This is a genomic window from Dyadobacter sp. NIV53, from assembly GCF_019711195.1.
Classification (GTDB): Bacteria; Bacteroidota; Bacteroidia; order Cytophagales; family Spirosomataceae; genus Dyadobacter.
In genome coordinates, this window is record NZ_CP081299.1 from 2,284,675 (window position 1) to 2,303,180 (window position 18,506).

Below are 18,506 nucleotides of genomic sequence, written 5' to 3' on the forward strand. Positions count from 1 at the left end.
GATCTGATCACTTCATTACCAGCATCAGTGACTCTCATTCATGTATCAGGAAGAGGTCCGTATGATCACAGCAATTCTTGAATGTATGATTTGGCAATAAAATATTTATACTGACCCGCCTCATTATCAATATAATAATGACAACATTTTGTTAAATTCGGGAATACTTTCCCTCCCTGAATAATATTCCCGAATTTTAACCTGCTTGACGTACTATGATCAAGGTTATATTTTCAGCATTGTTGTTCTTTTCGCAGGCTTGTTTTGCGAATTTCCTGTTGATCCCGATGGACAACACACAAACCAATCACCTCAAAGCTTACGGTTTATCATATATTTTGTTAAAGGGAGATATTGAAGTAGACTGGCTGTTAAATTACCGTGGCGGCAGTTTCATGGTTCAGTACAGCAAATCAATCGAAAAAGAATGTAAGCTGAGGGCCATCTCCTATGAAGTGTTATCCGATGCGACAAGCCAGCAGATTGTAAAGCAGATCAGTGACCCGAATGTAAACATGGACGTTGTCAAATTATTCAAAGCCGCAAAAATCGCCGTTTACTCCCCGGTTAAGATCAGCCCCTCAGAATTTGAAAATACGGATGCAGTTTTGCTGGTATTAAAATATGCAGAAATACCTTTTGAAGTCATTTATGATGAAGAAATCCTGAAAGGTGAATTACCGAAATACGACTGGATCCATTTACATCATGAAGATTTCACCGGGCAATTCGGACGAAATATGCGCCGCAGCAGTGTTGCCGATATTAAAGCACAGGAAGCCATTGCTAGTCGTTATGGCTATGCGAAAGTCTCTCAAATGAAACTGGCGGTAGCAAAAATGATCAAGGAATTTTGTGCTGGCGGAGGATTTTTGTTTGCTATGTGCTCCGGTGCTGAAACTTTTGACATTGCCCTTGCCGCAGATGGTGTTGATATTGTTGATAATTTTGATGGAGATGGTGTCGATCCGAATGCGCAGTCGAAATTGGATTTTGACAAAACTTTTGCCTTTCAGAATTTCAAATTGCAACTCGACGAATACAGAAGGAATGAATTTTTCGGATATCAATTCCGCCGGCGGAGGTTTCAGGGGCTGGGGAGAAAACAACAACGCGTATTTTTCTTTATTCGATTTCTCCGCCAAATGGGATGTAATTCCTGCCATGCTCGTACAAAACCACGAAAACCTGATTCGCGAATTTTTCGGACAGACTACCGCTTTTTCCAAAAATACAGTCAAGCCGGATGTATTGGTGATGGGAACAAGTTCATCATCAGACAGGTACATTTATGGTGAAATGGGACGCGGACAATGGACTTTTTATGGAGGCCACGATCCGGAAGGCCGTGGTGGCGGAAGAAGAATGCCAACCGACCTGAACCTTTACCCCAATTCACCGGGTTACAGGCTGATTTTGAATAACGTACTCTTTCCTTCTGCGAGAAAGAAAAAGAGGAAGACGTGAACAGCATTTTTAAAAATCCCGCAGTTCAGATATCTTTTCATTCCTACGGGATCAATACATACACTTTTACATAAATGGCTGTCACTCAACGAACGGTTTACATTTTACTGTAATGCGACTTGTTACAAGTCCAATTCCATTTTAATATCTGCTCTTTTGTAATCCGCCCCAATCAGCGGAACTTCTATAAAACCCAGTTTCCGGTATAAGTTAATCCCGGCGGCAGAACCTTTTTTATTTGAATACAAAATAACTTTGTTTGCACCCAGCTCAGCCGCTTTTTTTATAATAGCATTTCCAAGCAACTCTCCGATTTTTTTACCGCGCATCTTTTTGGAAACAGTCATTTTACTCATTTCAAAAATTCCTTCACCGGTTAATTTCAGTGCACAGGTACCCACAGGTTCGCCGTCATACAAGACCATCAATATTGCTCCGCCATCTTTTAAATAGTATTTTTCCGGATCTGACAATACTTTCTCATCCTCCGGTTCCACCTCATAAGTTTCAGAAATCCAGGCATAGTTCATGTCATAAAATGCCTGTGCATATGCCGGTTCATAGTCCACCACCATAATTGCTGAATCCGTTTCTTCTTTATTCAAACGCTGGTAGCGGTCAAGAAAACCCTCTTTTTTGAGTTGATATTCTGTTTCATCCATAGCTAGTAAAAGGTTGTTTGCAGTGTTGGTAATCTCTTCGGCAGCCATTCGCATTTTATCCCAAACCGGCTGCATTTTTATAACAAGTTCCCGGGCTTTGGCTGTGAGCCTTACCATACGTTTTCTTTCATCTTTTTCATCTTTGAATGACTCGACCAACCCTTCTTTTTCCAGTTCTTTAAGCAAACCAATTGTGGAAGGATGTGCATATCCGATTTCCTCAGACAGTTCCAGGATACTCAATGAAGATTGGATGTGTAATGCGTAAATAACAGGAAACCATTTTGGCTCGAAGTCAATTTGATTAGTCTGATAGACCAGCATCCCGTCTCTTCGGAACTGATCGCTAAGTCGCTGTAAACGAGTGGAAATTGCCAAAGCTCCGATTTCATTAAAAATATTCATAATGCCAGGTTTAAATAACAGTTCAAATTTACGTAGTTGACTACATATAATCAACATATTTATTAATTTTTATATTACTTCTTTTAAAATCAGGTTTGACATATCAGCAATGGTTTTAATTTACCTGCCTTTTCAGTGCAGATATCTATTTATGGCGTAAATTCGTCACCAATATATCAACGACACATTATAAATGGAATTAGATAAAAAGGATGCAGTCATTGTTGACAACGCAATTAAATTCTGGGAAAGCAGCAGCAAAATATCCACAGAACTGGCGAATGATCTGCGCAATAGCTATCAGGTAAGAAACTCCAACGTTGACGCAGTTGCCATATATTCCCTTATTTCTGCCATATCATGTGGATTACTGGCCTTCGGCGCATTGGTAATTGACGAAAAATGGATTGAATTGCTACGTAAAAAATGGGGCTTTTCTGAAACGATTGTTGGTATTGGATTTACACTGCTCGTTGTTCTATTCGTTGTATTAGCACGCAGAAGAAAAATAAAATACCCGGATGCACAAGCGAGCAACGAAACTTACAATATCACAATCATACTGACCGTCGGAATTGCTATTACCTACTGGACACGCAGTTTCAGCAATTTTGAAGGCAATTATGCACTGCCCCTGCTTATCGCTGCAATCACTTACGGAGCCATCGCCATTTTCCTTCATTCCAAGCTTTTATGGGTTGTCATGCTGATTTCACTTGCAGGCTGGTGGGGAGCACAAACACACTTCTGGTCTGGGGGGAATTTCCGCTTTGCGGGTATGAATTATCCATTGCGTATGACCGCATTTGGTCTTATAATCTGGGGTTCTTCGTGGATTGTAGAAAAAGTAAAAGCATTGGATTACTTTACCAGCCCGACCTATAATATCGGGTTATTTTTCTTTCTGCTGGCCGCCTGGACACTTTCTATTTTTGGGAATTATGATGATTTAAATGCGTGGACAACTATTAAACAGGGGCATTTCTGGTATTGGGCCGTTGGCTTTACCATTGTACTCGGAGGATTAATTGCCTATGCATTTCAAACCAAAAACGATGCATTACGGGACATGGGCCTGATATTTTTTCTATTGAATATATATACGCGCTATTTCGAATATTTCTGGGACAGAACGAACAAAGGCATTTTCTTTGCCATTTTAGCATTTTCATTCTGGTTTGTGGGGAGAAAAGCAGAGCAATGGCGCAGTAAAGAAAAACAAAGAGCCTGAATTATAATTTTGAACTATGAGAGAAAAAAGGCCCATAAGGCAGAATGAACGCGATCTGATTGAATTTTTATTAAAACAAATAAATCTTGACCCAAAGAATTATCCGGTTGATGAGCTCGTGGATGAATACGAGGATGGGAAAATGGGAAGTATCAGTCTGGGTGGCGATGTGGATGCTTATTTAGAAGATCTGATTCAGGTGGAATACGTTGATTCAGACGAAACTCCCGTAGTAATTACGCTAACAAAAGATGACAGGCATCACTTACTGGATCTGGATTTCTGGAAAATAGACTTTTCAAAACTGATAGAATACCCAACTCCTGATAAAATAATCTTGAAAAGTTAGCCTTAGCTTTTAGGCCAAAGTTCAGGCATGAATGGTTGATTCATTATATTAAAACAGTGTGTTGAATTTTGATATGATATGGATTTTGGCTTCGTTTTGAAACTGTTCAGGCGTTTGTCCTGTATGCTGTTTGAAAAAACGGCTGAAATACGGCCGGTCTTTAAATCCTAAATCGTAAGCAATTTCCTTGATCGTGTTTTCACTGTGAATTATCTGCCTTTTTGCTTCCATAATAATTCTGTCATGAATAAGCTGCATACCCGTTTTATCCAGTTTTTCCTTCAAAATCTGGTTAAGGCGTTTTGAACTAATGCCTAGTTTACCCGCGTAAAAATCAGTATTTCGTACATTCTGATAATTCATTTCAAGCAACACCATAAATTCATAAACGCGTTTCTGGTTAATATCCTGAACCGTAAATTCCTTTTCTTTAATACGCACCAGCTGCAAAAGGAAAACTTTCAATAAAGCTTTAAGAATGATCAGACTGTTATTTTCTCTTTCATATTCTTCCTCCATCAGCTGATATACTTTACCGAGTTGTGAGGCAGTTTCTTTATCAATCTGCAGACATGAAAATTCTCCCTGAATATTAAAAATCTTGAATACATCCAGCAAAAATTCCTTTACGTCATCATCAAGGATATCTCTTTTGAAGGATAGCAAAATCCCCTTTTTTCCGGCCTTATTGAGCTGATGAACCCTGTATGGAGGAATCAGATAAATCCAGTCGCCCTTCATCGGGTGCTCGTCTCCTTTAATGGTATGTAATGCGTTCTCATTTTTCAGCCATACAATTTCAAAAAACTCTTTTCTGCTTGGATCATTCAGATAACTTGGAGGACAATTATCCAGGTTTCTGATGTAAATCAGTGTTTTATTTAATTCAGCGCTTAATTTACTTTCTTCCATATCAGCATATTACAAAATTCTGGCTAAACTCCTCTGGTAATTGACATATTCCGAATTAGATACCAAAATTAGCAAATTATCCCATCTGTTACTTAAATGTTAGCAAATAGTACCATATATGGCGCTGATTGTATAACCCCATTCCCCCATGCTGCACTTACCTTTGTAACCGGATTTACACCTGAAAATCTATGACTCATATTTCGCACTTTTCAGGTTTGCAAACCAGTAAAGAATTAAAATAAAATAATGAATACAAACATTGAAACCGATCTGGCTACAGATATACAGTCTAATCTGGAAATGATACTGGCTGAAAACCAGTTGTTAGCATCCAAACTGAATTTTGAACAGATAGCTGAATTAATTCCCTTTTTACAAAACGCAGAACGCATTTTTTTAATCGGTGCAGGCAGAACTGGATTAACTTTAAAAGCATTCGCCATGCGGTTGATGCACTTAGGATTTACCGTATTTGTGGCAGGAGAAACAACTACGCCGGCTATAAAAAAAGGAGACTTACTTTTGGCAGGATCGGGGTCCGGAACAACCGGCAGTATTGTAAATGCCGCACAAAAAGCTGTTTCGTCAGGCGCACAGGTGGTAGCTATTTCTACCACTTTGGAATCGGTTTTGGCAGAATTGTCTGCTCATGTTACTGTTCTTCCGGCAGCACAAAAACAAGATCACGGCGCTACAATATCCAAACAATATGCAGGCAGCTTGTTCGAACAATCTATACTGCTTTTAACCGATGCCATTATTCAGACACTATGGCGGCTGGATGGCACTCCGGCAGAAGAACTATGGAAAAGCCACGCTAATCTAGAGTGAAGGGAGTTTGGAGCGGCGGCCACGCGGTTTAGTGTTCAGAGTAGTGCCGCAAGGTTTAAGGAAGCACCATGAATTTTAATAATTTGAATACCAATAATTTATAATTAAATAACAAAAACGAGTATGGTTAAATTACAAGTCGCAATTGACTTATTGACAACAGAAGACGCATTGGCACTGGCAGCAAAAGTTGCTCCATATATTGATATTATTGAATTGGGTACTCCGCTTATTAAAAGTGAGGGCCTGGCTGTAATTACAGCAATGAAAAAAGCATTTCCTGACAAACTGGTTTTCGCTGATTTCAAAACAGCTGATGCGGGCGAACTGGAAGCAGATATGGCATTCGGTGCAGGTGCGGATTTGATTACGATTTTGGGAGCAACAGGCAATGCAACGATTATTGGAGCTGTGAAATCGGCAAAAGCACACGGAAAAGGTGTAGTTGTAGACACGATCGGAGTTTTAGACCGTGTAAAACGTGCTCAGGAAGTAATTGCTTTAGGTGTTGAATTCGTAGAATTACACGCCGGACTTGACGAACAGGCACAGCCTGGTTATTCAATTCAGGTATTAATTGACGAAGCTACACGTGCCGGCGTTCCTGTTTCTATTGCTGGTGGTGTTAAATTAAGTAACATTGCTGCCGTAAAAGCATCGGGTGTTAAAGTAGCAGTTGCAGGAGCAGCTATCTACGGTGCGGCTGATCCGGCTGCGGCTGCGAAAGAGTTGCGTGAAGCATTGGATGCTGCTTAATTATTTTAGACTTTCCAAGACCAGGCGTCCCCGTCTAAAAATCTTGGAAAGTCTATATGCCAAACCTAAATATTCGCTATAAAAGGCGCTTTTTTATTGTAAGTTTCATCATTCAATTGCTCAATAAGAAAACTTGCAATATCAGCAGCACTTATTTTTTTACCGGGTGAATCTTCCAGACTAACTCCAGTTTGGCTTCTTTCCTCTGTAAATTCAATATAGGGAACTCTCACCAATGTCCAGTCTGCATTGCTTTCGGATAAGATTTTATATGAATGTTGCCTGTCTGTTTGAATGTCCGGAAAATTGGTTTTCATCCACTCCGTTGCCATCATTGTTTCAGGGCCTTTCTTATCAAAAGGCGTTTCAACATTCAAACCTGCGACCAGAATATACCGTTTTAAACTGTATCCATTTGCTTCATTTTCAGCCATTACTTTAAGGATATTCATAGTTGCCAGACTGGCTACAAGTGGTTCGTCTTTTCGCTGGCCAACTGTACTGATTACTGACTGGCAATTTGCAAGTAATAATCTTACAGCATTAATATTCAATACATCTCCCTGAATAATTTCAATCCCCGGATTTTCAAAAAGAATATTCTGGCAGGTATTTTCCGGATTTCGAAGAAGAAGTTTAACATGAAATCCCTGATTTAATAATTGACTGACCAGATATTTGCCAGTTCTGCCGCCTCCGCCAATAACGGCTATTTTTGTTCTCTTTACCATTTTTTCTGCTTTATAAAATATAAAATACAAGGTTAAACCCTGTGTGTATCTGATTGAAAACACAAGGAATTACAGGAGCTTTACACTGTCTGCAACGATGATTGTAATATTTTATAAAGAGATTTTAATGATATAAAGATATGGTTTTGTAAGCCAATTTCAACATCCGCCCATTTAACTATCTTTGCAGCTTAATGAGAATTTTACAAATAAATAAAAGTAAATAATGGAAGTAAAAGATAGTAATGGTACGGTGCTGGCAGAAGGAGATTCAGTAAAAATCATTAAAGATTTAAAAGTAAAAGGCAGTTCGGCTACACTAAAAAGGGGAACATTAGTAAAAAATATCAGGCTTACAGGTGACGCAGAAGAAATTGAAGGAAAAGTAGAAAGGACTGTAATGGTACTAAAAACGATGTATTTACAGAAGGTTTAATTCGGGTGTATATTAATAAAACATCAAAAGAAAATAGAAAACTGTACTTTTTGGGAATGGAATCCCAAAAAGTTGTATTTAAATCTTAATTCTACATTCCTAATTCCTAACTCCCTAATTCTTTCCCAACGGAAAATTCATCGTAGTACCAATCCGGAAAACGGTGTGTTTGTATTTGAAACCTTCAAAACTGTTGGCAACTTCCAAACGAAATGGAAAGCGGATTCCGACGTCGAGGGCATAACCCAGTTCACCGTAATTATTTGAATCGGGCGTGGCCAGATAGTGCGCAAAAAAGTTCTCTTTGATTCCCATAATCCTGAACCAGGTAATTTGCGTTAAAAGAAATTTTCTAAGTTCAGTCAACACATGTGCTTCTACAAAACGTTTTGAAGTACTATACCGGTAATAATCCAGCATGCGGAAAGTACCAACAGGATCACCATACTGGAAGAAAAACTGGTTTCCTGCAAAATGCTGAAAATCGGGGAACTGTACCGATTTATCATTCAGAAATGCGCCTGCGGCCAATTTATAGCTTAGTTTGCTTCTGATACCGGTATCAAATCCGTGTGATATTCCAACTTGCAGGAAATCATAATTCACGTCGCTTCCGAACGCACTGTTGATACCCTTTCTATAACTGGCCGACAGTTTCGGAGAATCATCGTCATAATATGACGTTTTTCCTTTTCTGATTTTATATTTCTGCCAGGGTTTATAATACGCGGATATGCCGACAGTAAGCGCCTGATGTGGCTGCATTTCAAAAGAAGCCGTTCCCGATTCGTCAGTAAGTTCTTCGTTAAAAGGAATATTTGATGTAAACTCACGTTTTTTCCAGTCTATCCAGCGATAGGTGTTGGTTTTTCTGACATTTTGTAATGCACTACGGTCTGCATATTCAATATTCGCTTTTATTTCAAAATGTTCATTCTGACGATTGGTTTTAAAATCAAGACGAACATAGTTTTTTTCATATATCTTGATAAAATTTCTTTCCAAAAGCAAGGTGGTCAAACTATTCAGAATGGAACTCATCGGATTTTCAGGATTGAACTGGGATACAGTTTGTCCGCCCGAAAAATTAATTACACTTCGTTTCCAGGTATAATCCACACCGCCAGTTGCCATGAGTTTTTGCCGTGCGAAGGAATAACGCGTAAGTCCGTTAAACGACCATTCGCTTTGTTGCCGAACCGAGGTCCTTTTAATTCCGTTTGTGGAAATATCAATTTCTTCCACATTCTTTTTTGGGCCTGCACCCTGTTTATATTTTAGTTTAAATCCGCCTCCATTCAATACAATACCCTCTACCGTGTTTAATTGCAGGCCCCAGACAGGACTGACGTATTCCAGTCGCCAGGGACTTTTTTTGCCAAACCGAAAGGTATGGCCAGTGAGCAAGCCGTCCATAAAACCGGAACCACCACCACCGCCTTTTCTCTTCGATGGATCCGGCTTTGATACTTTCAAACTATCCTTTTGTTCCTGGGTTCCTTCATTTACCACCACAATACTATCCAGCCTTGTGTAACTTTTGACTTCTGCAATCGTAAGCGGTACAGTACGAATAGAATCCCAGAAAGCAGTACTGCGCATGCTCGCCATAGAGTCTATCTGCGTTGAGTCATTTCTTGAAAAATTCAGATCAATATCCTCACCCTTTTCTTCCTTTGCCTTTAAATCCTGTTTCTCATATTCTTTCATCAGCTTTTTCAAATTTTTAGCTGAGAATTCTTTTTGCTTGCTTACAACTTCTTCCAGTTTCCGGCTTTTTATTTCACGATTAGAAAGCTCAACTTTTTTGCTTCTTTCTTTTCTCTTTTCCCATCGACTACAACAATATCAGGTTGAAACGCAGGATTTACCTGAAGCTTTGAAAACGTTTGGGAAATGACCAGATCCCCTTTTCCTTTCAAACCATAAATTCCGCCCTGTACATGAAATTGCTGATTTATCGGCATCCAAACATCCTGAACCGGGCTATAAACTTGTTTAATATCAATGTTAAAACCTGTATTGACCGTTTGCAGATCTAAACTGTAAATACTCCATTCCCCTTCAATAATATGAATAATGCCTTTGTAAACACCTTCTCCATAAGAGCGCGGAACGACCTTAATTTTATTAACCTCAATCCCGTTTTCACGGAAAGCACCCATATATTCAAATTTGTAGTAAGTAAATGCACGCGGCGAAAGAGGCGATACTGCTTTTACAACTTCGGGCTGATAAAAACTGGTCAGGAAATATGCGTTGGCATTTGCAAAATTCTTGTCCTGGCTGTTCCGGGCGGCAATTACCCGTTGTTTGTAGGAATTTGGTTGCCGGAATGTTACTTCTGACACACTTTCATTCAGGATCGGAACACCTTTTTTAAAATTCGATTCTTTTTCAATTTCTTTTAATTCCTTTTTATACAAAAATTCCATCGGCAAATCTGTGATCACAAAGGAAGATTTGCTGTAAGCCTTGGCCGTATAACTTTCCACCTGAAGAAAATGGTAACGGCTTTTGGCAATAGCACGACGCATAATCGTGTATGCAGGATCTTCGTCTTTACTACCAATACGTACTTCACCCAAGGTGAGCGCCTGTTCTTCCATGGAAAGGTCGAAGGTTTCCATTTTGTTTTCAATGGTAAAAGCTTTCATACCGGTTTTGAAACCCAGATACTGAAAAACAACTTCATAATATCCCGGTTTCAGATCGAGCTGATACTTGCCTTCTTCATTGGAAATCGTACCAATTTCAGTGCCTTTTACTGCAATGGCGGCAAACGGAAGTGGTTGTCCATTTTTGGTTTTGATAATACCTTTTACGCCGGAAACAGGCTTTCCTGGCTGGGCAATAGCATAAAGGGATGTGAAGAACAGAAAGATTAAAATAATATAACGTTTGAGCATATAGGCGTTTCCAATGATATTAATGAAACTGTAATTTATAAAAAACCTGTATGGTTTTAAACGAAGATGCTCAAAATGATAAATTGGTTGCGCAACAGAAATTAAATCCTATCTGACTTTAACCAACAAATCGTATTTATAGAGTTGCTCAATAGATTCCGATTATGCTTTAAATAAAAAACCCAAAGCCTCGGCCTTGGGTTAGCAAGCTTTTAATCAAAAGCTTAACAGTATAAATGACCAATTACAATGTTTTACATTTTATCAGGATATACTCTATTTTGTCAATTTTGGAAAAAGCTGCTATTTGGGAATACTTTTCGTAATTATCCCAACGCTTTACTTCATCAGTATCCAGAACAGGTTTTATATTATTTTTCAAATCCAGCAAACCCAGTATTACGCGATCCTCAAAATCAAAGTCAGATAGATTGTTGATCATGATCCTGTCAGCTATTTCATTGATAAAAATGATCTCGATCTTTCCTTCTTTATAAACCATTTTGGGGCATTTTTCACAACCGGCCTTATCATCTTTATAGTAACTGTCCAGCTTACCTTTACCCAAAACTGCTTCAACTTCCTGCTCATTTCTCATGGCAACTTTTCCCAGATCCATTTCTACGGTTACCGGCGCATTTTCATCGCCGTCACCCATTAAAAAGAATTTTATAAAAACGGCAACCAGAATAATTACCAGTGCAATAAGTTTCCAGTTAGCCCATTTGCTTTTAAAAGTCGGTTTCTCCATGAAGATGGTTTGGTTTTTTTAATGTTGGTCTGTACAATATAACCTCCTAAGAATATCATGCCAATATCTGAAAGTATGCAAAAACAGAATTTGGAAAAGTGAATAGAAAAGACACTGACATAAGCCACGAAATATGGAACAACCGGTATCAAACTATAATAAATTGACCCTGCAGGAAGCCACTGTCCTGCAGAATAATTTAAAACAAAAGCTGAATTTAGGCCAGTTGCAAGAACCTATCCGTACAATTGCCGGAGCAGATATTTCGCTGGAACTTTATAGCGAAGTGGTATATGCAGGAATAGTGATCCTGAATTATGCAGACTTACAACCCATTGCCTATTCACTTGTAAAAGGGATATCCACATTTCCATACGTTCCTGGTTATCTGGCCTTTCGGGAAATCCCAACGATACTGGAAGCTTTTAACCAAATCCCGTTCGGTGCCGGATATCATCGGCCAGACATTATCATGTTCGATGGAAATGGCATTTTACATGCACGGCGAATGGGCATTGCATCACATTTCGGGGCCCTCACTGAAACAGTTACGATGGGTTGCGCCAAGAAAAAACTGGCAGGAAGATTTGAAGAACCGGGTATTCTTAAAGGTGATTATTCCCTTGTAACGGATAAGAATGAAACGATCGGATTTGCGTTAAGAAGCAAAAATAATGTCAAACCAATCTTCATTTCACCCGGCAACGGCATGAACCTAAAAGATAGTCTGACAATTACTTTGCACTGTTTGGGCAAATACCGCCTTCCCGAACCAACCCGATATGCACATGAGTTTGTAAATCAGTTTCGCACCGGTATTTTAAAGGAAGGCTATCACGAAATAGCCCAAATGCGGTTATTTTAGAGTTTTGTCAATTTCATTCAAGAGGTAATTTTTAGGGTCAGAACCGTATTCCCAGAACATAACACCTCCCATTTTCTGGTCCAGTACATACCTGCATTTTTCTTTCACCGATTCTTCATCTTCGTAACTTAATACCTGTTTTGTGGTTTCATTGATCAGATACGGCACTTTGGCCACTTCATCCCTGTAAGCTTTAAATCCTCTTTTGTTTACAAGACTGTCCTTAATGTAAGTGTAACCATCTAAATATTCCTGTGCCGATTGTTTTTGCCCGAGGCCTTTTTCCAGCTTTCCTCCTACCGTGAACATACGGCCATAAAACGGTAATCCCATTACGAGTTTGCTCATCGGAACTCCGGCTTTGGCAAATGCTTTCACCGCAGCATCAGCTGACTTTTCAGTTTTATATTTATCCGTAGCATAAAGGCTTGCATGGTGTACAACAGTATCACCCTGAAAAAGATCATAGGTCATCAGGTTCACATAATCCAGATATTGTTGCGCTTTACCCATCTCAGTAACATCCAGAAAGGATTTAAAACCAGCAACTGCCGTTGTTAATAATTTCTTCTTGCCGGTTTCCTTGTGCAATACATCCAGTTCTTTACGGATCGCTTCAAACATCAGCGTGAAATTTTGTTTGTCTTCCGGACGAAAAACATTGCCTTCTTCACCCGCCATTCCCGGGTATTCCCAGTCGATATCAACACCATCCAGTTCATATTTCCGGATAATATCCACCGAACTAACAGCAAATATTTTTCTGGAAGATTCTGTCAAAACAGCATCAGAAAAATTCTCACTCCATGCCCAGCCGCCAATTGAAATCAGTAATTTAAGATCAGGATTTTTCTCTTTCAATAGTTTCAGATTACGAAAATTAGTCGAATCTGTTTTTTCATTGGTCAGGAATGCTTTACCATTTTTCACATCAACAAAGGCATAATTGATGTGGGTAAGTTTTTTTGCTTCAATTTTATCCGTTTCCAATAATCCGTGAAAGCCGCCGACATAGCCAATTACAACGGGTTTGATTTTTGAATCATTTTCGTCCGATTTTTCTTTTGCTTCTGTACAGCTATTCAAAAGCAACAGTGATGATGCAGCAAGAAACAATGAAAATGAAAAGCTCTTAATTTTTTGTTTAACTGTCATGGGTTAAGGAATTGAGAATGCGTTAGAAATGAGTATTCCTGCAAAAATAACAGCATCCAGATCTTTACCGTCATTTTTGCAGGAATAAGTCTAATGCAGCCGGTTTTAATCAATCAACTGGCATGCAAGGCCTCCAATTTTATCAAAACCTTTTCCATATTGATACCTTTGTCCAAAACTCCTTTAAAAAGATCGCCCCTCTCTTCTACTCTTTTAATCATATTTTTGATTGTAAAATCCTTCGGGCTTAATCCGTGCTTTACCTCACTCCAATCCAATGGAGCGGATACCGTTGCCCCGGGTTTTGGACGTACGCTATATGCCGAAGCCAGTGTTTGGCCTTCCGCATTCTGCATAAAATCTACATAAATCTGATCCTTTTTCCGCTTCGAAAGTGATCTTTCCAAAGTCGTTATTTCCGGTAATTTATCATTCACCATACTTGCCAGGATATTTGCAAAATCCCGGCTTTCCTGATAAGAATGTTTTTTATTAAAAGGAATATAAACATGTAATCCACTGGATCCTGAGGTCTTGCAATAACCAGTCATACCTGTTTCGTCCATTATTTCCTTAATGACCAATGCTACATCAACCACCTGGTCAAAGGTATTTTTGTCAGACGGATCAATATCCATAACAATATAATCAGGCCGGTCAAGTTTATTTACCGTCGAATTCCATGGATTCATTTCAATACAACCCAGATTGGCAATAAACAGCAAACTTTCTACATCATTGCAAACCAGATAATGCACCATTTTATCCGTTGACTCTGAATGGATAGCTACTTTTTTGACCCATTTCGGCGCAATATCTCCGGCATCTTTATGAAAAAAACCGTTATCCCTGATACCATTCGGATTACGTTTCAGAGATAATGGCCTGTTTTTTAAATAAGGCAAGATATATGGAGCGATCTGGCGGTAGTAATCCAGCAATTCACCTTTCGTGATTTCATCGTCGGGCCAGTAAATCTTGTCGAGATTTGTCAGTTCGGCTTCCTTTTTCATTCAATCAGGATTTTCTGTGTTTTTCTATATCGTATTTCTTATTGAATGCGTATTCATCTTTGTGTTTGATCAATAGCCAGTTATCTCCTTCTTTTTTAAATTTCACAAGCACAAACCCACCCTCAAGCTTTTCCCCTTTCAGGAATATTTTCAACTCGCCTTTTTTCAATGCATCCAGTGCCTGTTTTTCAGTAATTTTTTCAAGTTCTTCATTCACCGGAAAAAACCGGCCATGATCCCACACTTCTACTTCACCGGCTCCATAATTTCCCTTGGGAATGGTACCCGAAAAATCAATATAATCAACCGGATGGTCTTCTACTGCAACAGCCAGCCGCTTGTCTTCCGGATTCATCGACGGGCCTTTTGGCACAGCCCAGCTTTTAAGGACACCGTCCAGTTCAAGCCGGAAATCGTAATGTAAGTGTGATGCGTCGTGCCGCTGGACTACAAAGCGGAACTGGTTTTTGCTCCCGCTTTTTCCTTTTGGTTCGGGTGTATCATCAAAATGCCTCTTATCGTTGTATTTCCCAAGATTGGTCATGATGCTTTTCTTTTAGAAGAGTCAAGGCTTTCTTTTAGTTGTTCCATCAGATCACGGCTGCGGGAATGAACAACTTCCATTTTGGGGGCTGTTGGTTTTTTACCTTTTGCCTTCGCCATAATGAGCTTCAATAATTTATCATTGTAGGTATCCTTATATCTGCCAATGTCAAAGTTTGTCGTTAACTGCTCAATCAGCTGTACCGCCATATTCATTTCACCCGGCTTGATTTTAACGCTCGGAATTTCAATTTCATCTGCTTCGCGAATTTCTTCCTGGAACCGGATCTTATTTAAAATCAACAGATCATCCACGGCTTTTATAAGCACCAGACTTTCCCTGTTGCGCAACACATAAGTTCCAAGTCCGGCTTTGCCCGTTTTTTTCAATGCATCCCTCAGCAGGGCATAAGGTTTATTACCTGATTTTTCCGGTTGTAAATAATAGGGTGTTTCGTAATAAATACTGTCGATTTCCTTTTCATCTATAAATTCTGAAATTTCGATGAGCCTGGTTTTTTCAGGACTCGCTTTTTCAAAATCTTCGTCGTCAAGAACCACATAACGATCCTCAATTTTATACCCTTTCACGATATTTTCCCAGGCTACTTCCTTACCCGTATTGGCGTTTACACGCTGAAATTTAATGTTTGCATGATCATCCTTATCCAGCATATCGAGGTCCAGTTCACTAGCCTGAACTGCGCTGTAAAGTTTTACCGGAATGTTTACAAGGCCAAATCCAATAGCCCCTGTCCATATTGCTCTCATATATTTCTTAGATAGATTATCAATAAATCCTAGTGAGAAAATCCATTAAAAATCTGTGCCTTGAGTTCGTGTTTTTCCAAAAATAATACCGGGAAGTATCTGTGAATTTCATTTCCAATTACTGATCAAAGTCATTCTTTCAGCTTACACCTATCATCTTGCTGCTCAAATGGTTTTAGCAATTTTGGATCACGATTTATGCGAAGTCAAACTTCATTTTATTGACCAACAGGACGGCCGCTAATTTTTCAACGTATTAATTTATGGACACAAACGATCTCATTGTCGAAAAAGTAATTCAGGCGAAACATACCTGTTACCATTGCGGAGAAGAATGCACCGATGATGTGATCCGTTTTGATGAACGCGACTTTTGCTGCGACGGCTGTTCAACGGTTTATGACCTTTTGAAAGAAAATGACTTATGCGGTTACTACAATATTGACGGAGCTCAGGGGATTTCTCTGGATAAATCGTATTTCCAGGGTAAATACGATTACCTGGATCTGCCGGAAATAGCTGAAAAAATCCTGGAATTTACGGATGGCCGGTTGTCACGTGTCAACTGGCTGGTTCCCAAAATGCATTGCAGTTCGTGTATCTGGTTACTGGAACAACTTCACAGGTTGAATCCTGCAATCCGTAGTTCGGTCGTAAACTTTCCGGAGAAAAGAGTACGCATCACATACGATTCCCAACTCATCCGCCTCAGTGAAATTGCTGCGCTGATCACGAAGGCCGGTTACGAACCATATATTAGCCTGAATGATGTGGAAGGCAAACATATTAAAAAATGGAACCGTACGCGTTTGTACAAAATCGGGATAGCCGGTTTTGCTTTTGGGAATATTATGATGTTGAGCTTTCCGGAATATTTTAATCTCGGACGAGCATCTTCTGACCAGAACCTGAGGCAGATGTTCGGATTTCTGAATTTTGGATTAAGCCTTCCTGTTTTCTTTTACTGCGCTGCTGATTTCTTTAAATCTGCATTTTCTGCATTGAAAGGCAAATTCATCAATATTGACGCTCCCATTGCATTGGCACTTACCTGCATATTTGCAATCAGTTTGTATCAGATCATATCACAAACCGGCCCCGGTTATTTCGATTCACTCTCAGGAGCTGTTTTCTTTATGCTGATAGGAAGGTTTTTTCAGGACAAAACCTATGCAGGAATTTCGTTTGAAAGAGATTATAAATCCTATTTTCCGGTAGCAGTTTCGGTTTTAAATAACGGGATTGAGATACGCAAACCAATTACAGAACTGAATCCGGAAGATCATATTATAGTCAGAAATGAAGAGCTGATTCCTGCTGATTCCGTTTTATTAAGTCCGCGTGCTATGATCGATTACAGTTTTGTTTCCGGTGAAGCAGAACCATTAGAGCGAAAAAAAGGAGATACGATCTATGCAGGCGGCAAGCAAACCGGACCAGCCATAGAATTGAACATTTTACGCAAAGTCTCCCAGAGTCATTTGACACAACTTTGGAATAATGACGCATTTACCAAAGAAAAAGAGGATCAGAATCAAACGCTGGCGATCCGGATCAATAAGTATTTTTCAATGATCGTACTGATGATTGCGTCCGTTACATTTCTGATCTGGTTATTTATTTTAAAGAATCCTGAAACCGCTTTCCGCGCATTTACCACTTCCCTGCTTGTTGCCTGCCCGTGTGCACTTTTGCTTTCCTCCACTTTTACCAATGGAAACCTGTTAGCACTTTTCGGCAAGCATCGTTTTTATCCAAAAAATGCATACGCTATCGAACGGCTTTCACATATAGATACCGTAGTTTTCGATAAAACAGGGACAATCACCCAATCCAATGATGCAGACGTCGAGTTTGTCGGGAAAGAATTAAGCGATGGAGAATTGGTAATTATCAAAACTATTGCGATGCAATCTTCTCATCCTTTAAGCCGGATGATCGTGAAAAAGCTCACAGGAACAACTGCAAGCCGGCGAATTCTGGCCGATTATGCAGAAACAGGCGGAGCAGGAATAAGGGCAAATTGGGGCAAACGCGTTATAAAACTTGGATCAGCAGGATGGGTTGGTTTATCAGTCCAAAATGAAGGTATACATAATGCCTCACGTGTCTATATTTCTTTTGATAGTGAAATCCGTGGATATTTTATCATCAAAAGTAAATACCGTGCTGATCTTGCTGAAACGATAACTGCATTACAAAACACTGGTTTTCAAACCTATTTATTATCCGGAGACAAACCAACTGACAAAGCAATTCTGGAACCGATTTTTGGAAATGAATCCCATTTACTATTTGAACAAAAACCCGAAGAAAAGCTGCTTTTTATCAAAAATCTTCAGGTTGAACAAAACCGGAATGTGCTGATGGTCGGTGATGGGCTGAACGATGCAGGAGCGTTGCGCCAAAGTAATGTGGGGTTAGCCATTTCAGATGATATCAACAATTTTTCTCCATCCTGCGATGCTATTGTAGAAGGAAAGCAACTGGGAAAATTACCGGCTTATATTAACCTTGCCAAATCCGGGCAGCAGATTATCAAGTTCAGTTTTGCGATCTCTTTGCTATACAATCTGTTCGGATTGTCCTTTGCAGTGGCCGGTAAGCTCTCCCCTGTTTTTGCAGCCATACTGATGCCTGTAAGTTCCATCACAATTGTTGCGTTTACCTCACTTGCCAGTAATATGGCGGCCAGAAAATTGATTAAAAACTGATC

The 18,506-nt window shown here is 39.5% G+C and carries 17 protein-coding genes and 1 pseudogene; 8 read left to right on the plus strand and 10 right to left on the minus strand.

Annotated features, from left to right (window positions below; genetic code table 11):
• Window positions 1-215: 215 nt before the first annotated feature.
• A pseudogene (locus KZC02_RS09175) lies at window positions 216-1,467 on the plus strand (asparagine synthetase B).
• 122 nt (window positions 1,468-1,589) lie between these two features.
• On the opposite strand, the gene KZC02_RS09180 reads toward KZC02_RS09175, so the two are convergent.
• Window positions 1,590-2,534 carry a helix-turn-helix domain-containing GNAT family N-acetyltransferase gene (locus tag KZC02_RS09180; RefSeq protein ID WP_221393833.1) on the minus strand — a complete coding sequence of 315 codons (945 nt, stop codon included), beginning with the start codon at window positions 2,532-2,534 and terminating at the stop codon, window positions 1,590-1,592.
• Between the two features lie 193 nt (window positions 2,535-2,727).
• Between KZC02_RS09180 and KZC02_RS09185 the strand changes: the two genes are divergently transcribed.
• Together KZC02_RS09185 and KZC02_RS09190 are read left to right on the plus strand one after the other, a co-directional pair.
• Window positions 2,728-3,765, plus strand: a complete 1,038-nt coding sequence (locus KZC02_RS09185) for a hypothetical protein (RefSeq protein WP_221393834.1) — start codon at window positions 2,728-2,730, stop codon at window positions 3,763-3,765.
• A gap of 16 nt (window positions 3,766-3,781) precedes the next feature.
• Entirely contained in the window at window positions 3,782-4,114 is a 333-nt protein-coding gene (locus KZC02_RS09190) for a DUF6984 family protein (RefSeq protein WP_221393835.1), read from the plus strand.
• A 48-nt stretch (window positions 4,115-4,162) separates the two neighbouring features.
• Here the strand turns inward: KZC02_RS09190 and KZC02_RS09195 are convergent, their stop codons facing one another.
• Window positions 4,163-5,026 carry a helix-turn-helix domain-containing protein gene (locus KZC02_RS09195; protein WP_221393836.1) on the minus strand — a complete coding sequence of 288 codons (864 nt, stop codon included), beginning with the start codon at window positions 5,024-5,026 and terminating at the stop codon, window positions 4,163-4,165.
• Window positions 5,027-5,275: 249 nt separating this feature from the next.
• Here KZC02_RS09195 and hxlB point away from each other — a divergent pair, with 249 nt between their 5' ends.
• Together hxlB and hxlA are read left to right on the plus strand one after the other, a co-directional pair.
• On the plus strand, window positions 5,276-5,860 hold the full coding sequence (gene hxlB / locus KZC02_RS09200) for a 6-phospho-3-hexuloisomerase (protein WP_221393837.1): 585 nt from the start codon (window positions 5,276-5,278) through the stop codon (window positions 5,858-5,860).
• Window positions 5,861-5,983: 123 nt separating this feature from the next.
• Window positions 5,984-6,616, plus strand: a complete 633-nt coding sequence (gene hxlA, locus KZC02_RS09205; protein ID WP_221393838.1) for a 3-hexulose-6-phosphate synthase — start codon at window positions 5,984-5,986, stop codon at window positions 6,614-6,616.
• A 65-nt stretch (window positions 6,617-6,681) separates the two neighbouring features.
• Here the strand turns inward: hxlA and KZC02_RS09210 are convergent, their stop codons facing one another.
• Window positions 6,682-7,347: an NAD(P)-dependent oxidoreductase gene (locus KZC02_RS09210; protein ID WP_221393839.1), complete on the minus strand. Its 666-nt coding sequence runs from the start codon at window positions 7,345-7,347 to the stop codon at window positions 6,682-6,684.
• Between the two features lie 226 nt (window positions 7,348-7,573).
• On the opposite strand from KZC02_RS09210, the gene KZC02_RS09215 reads away from it, so the two are divergent.
• A complete protein-coding gene (locus tag KZC02_RS09215; RefSeq protein WP_221393840.1) occupies window positions 7,574-7,783 on the plus strand; it encodes an alkylphosphonate utilization protein in 210 nt (69 codons plus the stop codon).
• Between the two features lie 114 nt (window positions 7,784-7,897).
• Here the strand turns inward: KZC02_RS09215 and KZC02_RS31635 are convergent, their stop codons facing one another.
• The 3 genes from KZC02_RS31635 to KZC02_RS09225 all read right to left on the minus strand — a co-directional run bounded on the left by KZC02_RS31635 (window position 7,898) and on the right by KZC02_RS09225 (window position 11,443).
• A complete protein-coding gene (locus KZC02_RS31635) occupies window positions 7,898-9,505 on the minus strand; it encodes a DUF5686 family protein (RefSeq protein ID WP_229254104.1) in 1,608 nt (535 codons plus the stop codon).
• Between the two features lie 56 nt (window positions 9,506-9,561).
• Window positions 9,562-10,692, minus strand: a complete 1,131-nt coding sequence (locus KZC02_RS31640; protein ID WP_229254105.1) for a DUF5686 and carboxypeptidase-like regulatory domain-containing protein — start codon at window positions 10,690-10,692, stop codon at window positions 9,562-9,564.
• Between the two features lie 244 nt (window positions 10,693-10,936).
• Window positions 10,937-11,443, minus strand: a complete 507-nt coding sequence (locus KZC02_RS09225) for a hypothetical protein (RefSeq protein WP_221393841.1) — start codon at window positions 11,441-11,443, stop codon at window positions 10,937-10,939.
• Window positions 11,444-11,576: 133 nt separating this feature from the next.
• Between KZC02_RS09225 and KZC02_RS09230 the strand changes: the two genes are divergently transcribed.
• Window positions 11,577-12,308: an endonuclease V gene (locus KZC02_RS09230; protein ID WP_221393842.1), complete on the plus strand. Its 732-nt coding sequence runs from the start codon at window positions 11,577-11,579 to the stop codon at window positions 12,306-12,308.
• On the opposite strand, the gene KZC02_RS09235 is transcribed toward KZC02_RS09230, so the two are convergent.
• The 4 genes from KZC02_RS09235 to KZC02_RS09250 form a co-directional block, all read right to left on the minus strand.
• Complete coding sequence (locus KZC02_RS09235; protein WP_221393843.1) at window positions 12,300-13,463, minus strand: glycoside hydrolase family 18 protein; 1,164 nt, start codon at window positions 13,461-13,463, stop codon at window positions 12,300-12,302. The two genes, KZC02_RS09230 and KZC02_RS09235, sit on opposite strands and share 9 nt — an antisense overlap.
• A gap of 113 nt (window positions 13,464-13,576) precedes the next feature.
• On the minus strand, window positions 13,577-14,476 hold the full coding sequence (ligD, locus tag KZC02_RS09240) for a non-homologous end-joining DNA ligase (RefSeq protein ID WP_221393844.1): 900 nt from the start codon (window positions 14,474-14,476) through the stop codon (window positions 13,577-13,579).
• Window positions 14,477-14,480: 4 nt separating this feature from the next.
• Window positions 14,481-15,020, minus strand: coding sequence for a DNA polymerase ligase N-terminal domain-containing protein (locus KZC02_RS09245; RefSeq protein ID WP_221393845.1), 540 nt, complete (start codon window positions 15,018-15,020; stop codon window positions 14,481-14,483).
• Entirely contained in the window at window positions 15,017-15,790 is a 774-nt protein-coding gene (locus KZC02_RS09250) for a Ku protein (protein WP_221393846.1), read from the minus strand. Before KZC02_RS09250 ends, KZC02_RS09245 begins: the two co-directional genes overlap by 4 nt.
• Window positions 15,791-16,053: 263 nt before the next feature.
• Here KZC02_RS09250 and KZC02_RS09255 point away from each other — a divergent pair, with 263 nt between their 5' ends.
• Window positions 16,054-18,504 carry a heavy metal translocating P-type ATPase metal-binding domain-containing protein gene (locus KZC02_RS09255; RefSeq protein ID WP_221393847.1) on the plus strand — a complete coding sequence of 817 codons (2,451 nt, stop codon included), beginning with the start codon at window positions 16,054-16,056 and terminating at the stop codon, window positions 18,502-18,504.
• Window positions 18,505-18,506: the final 2 nt, after the last annotated feature.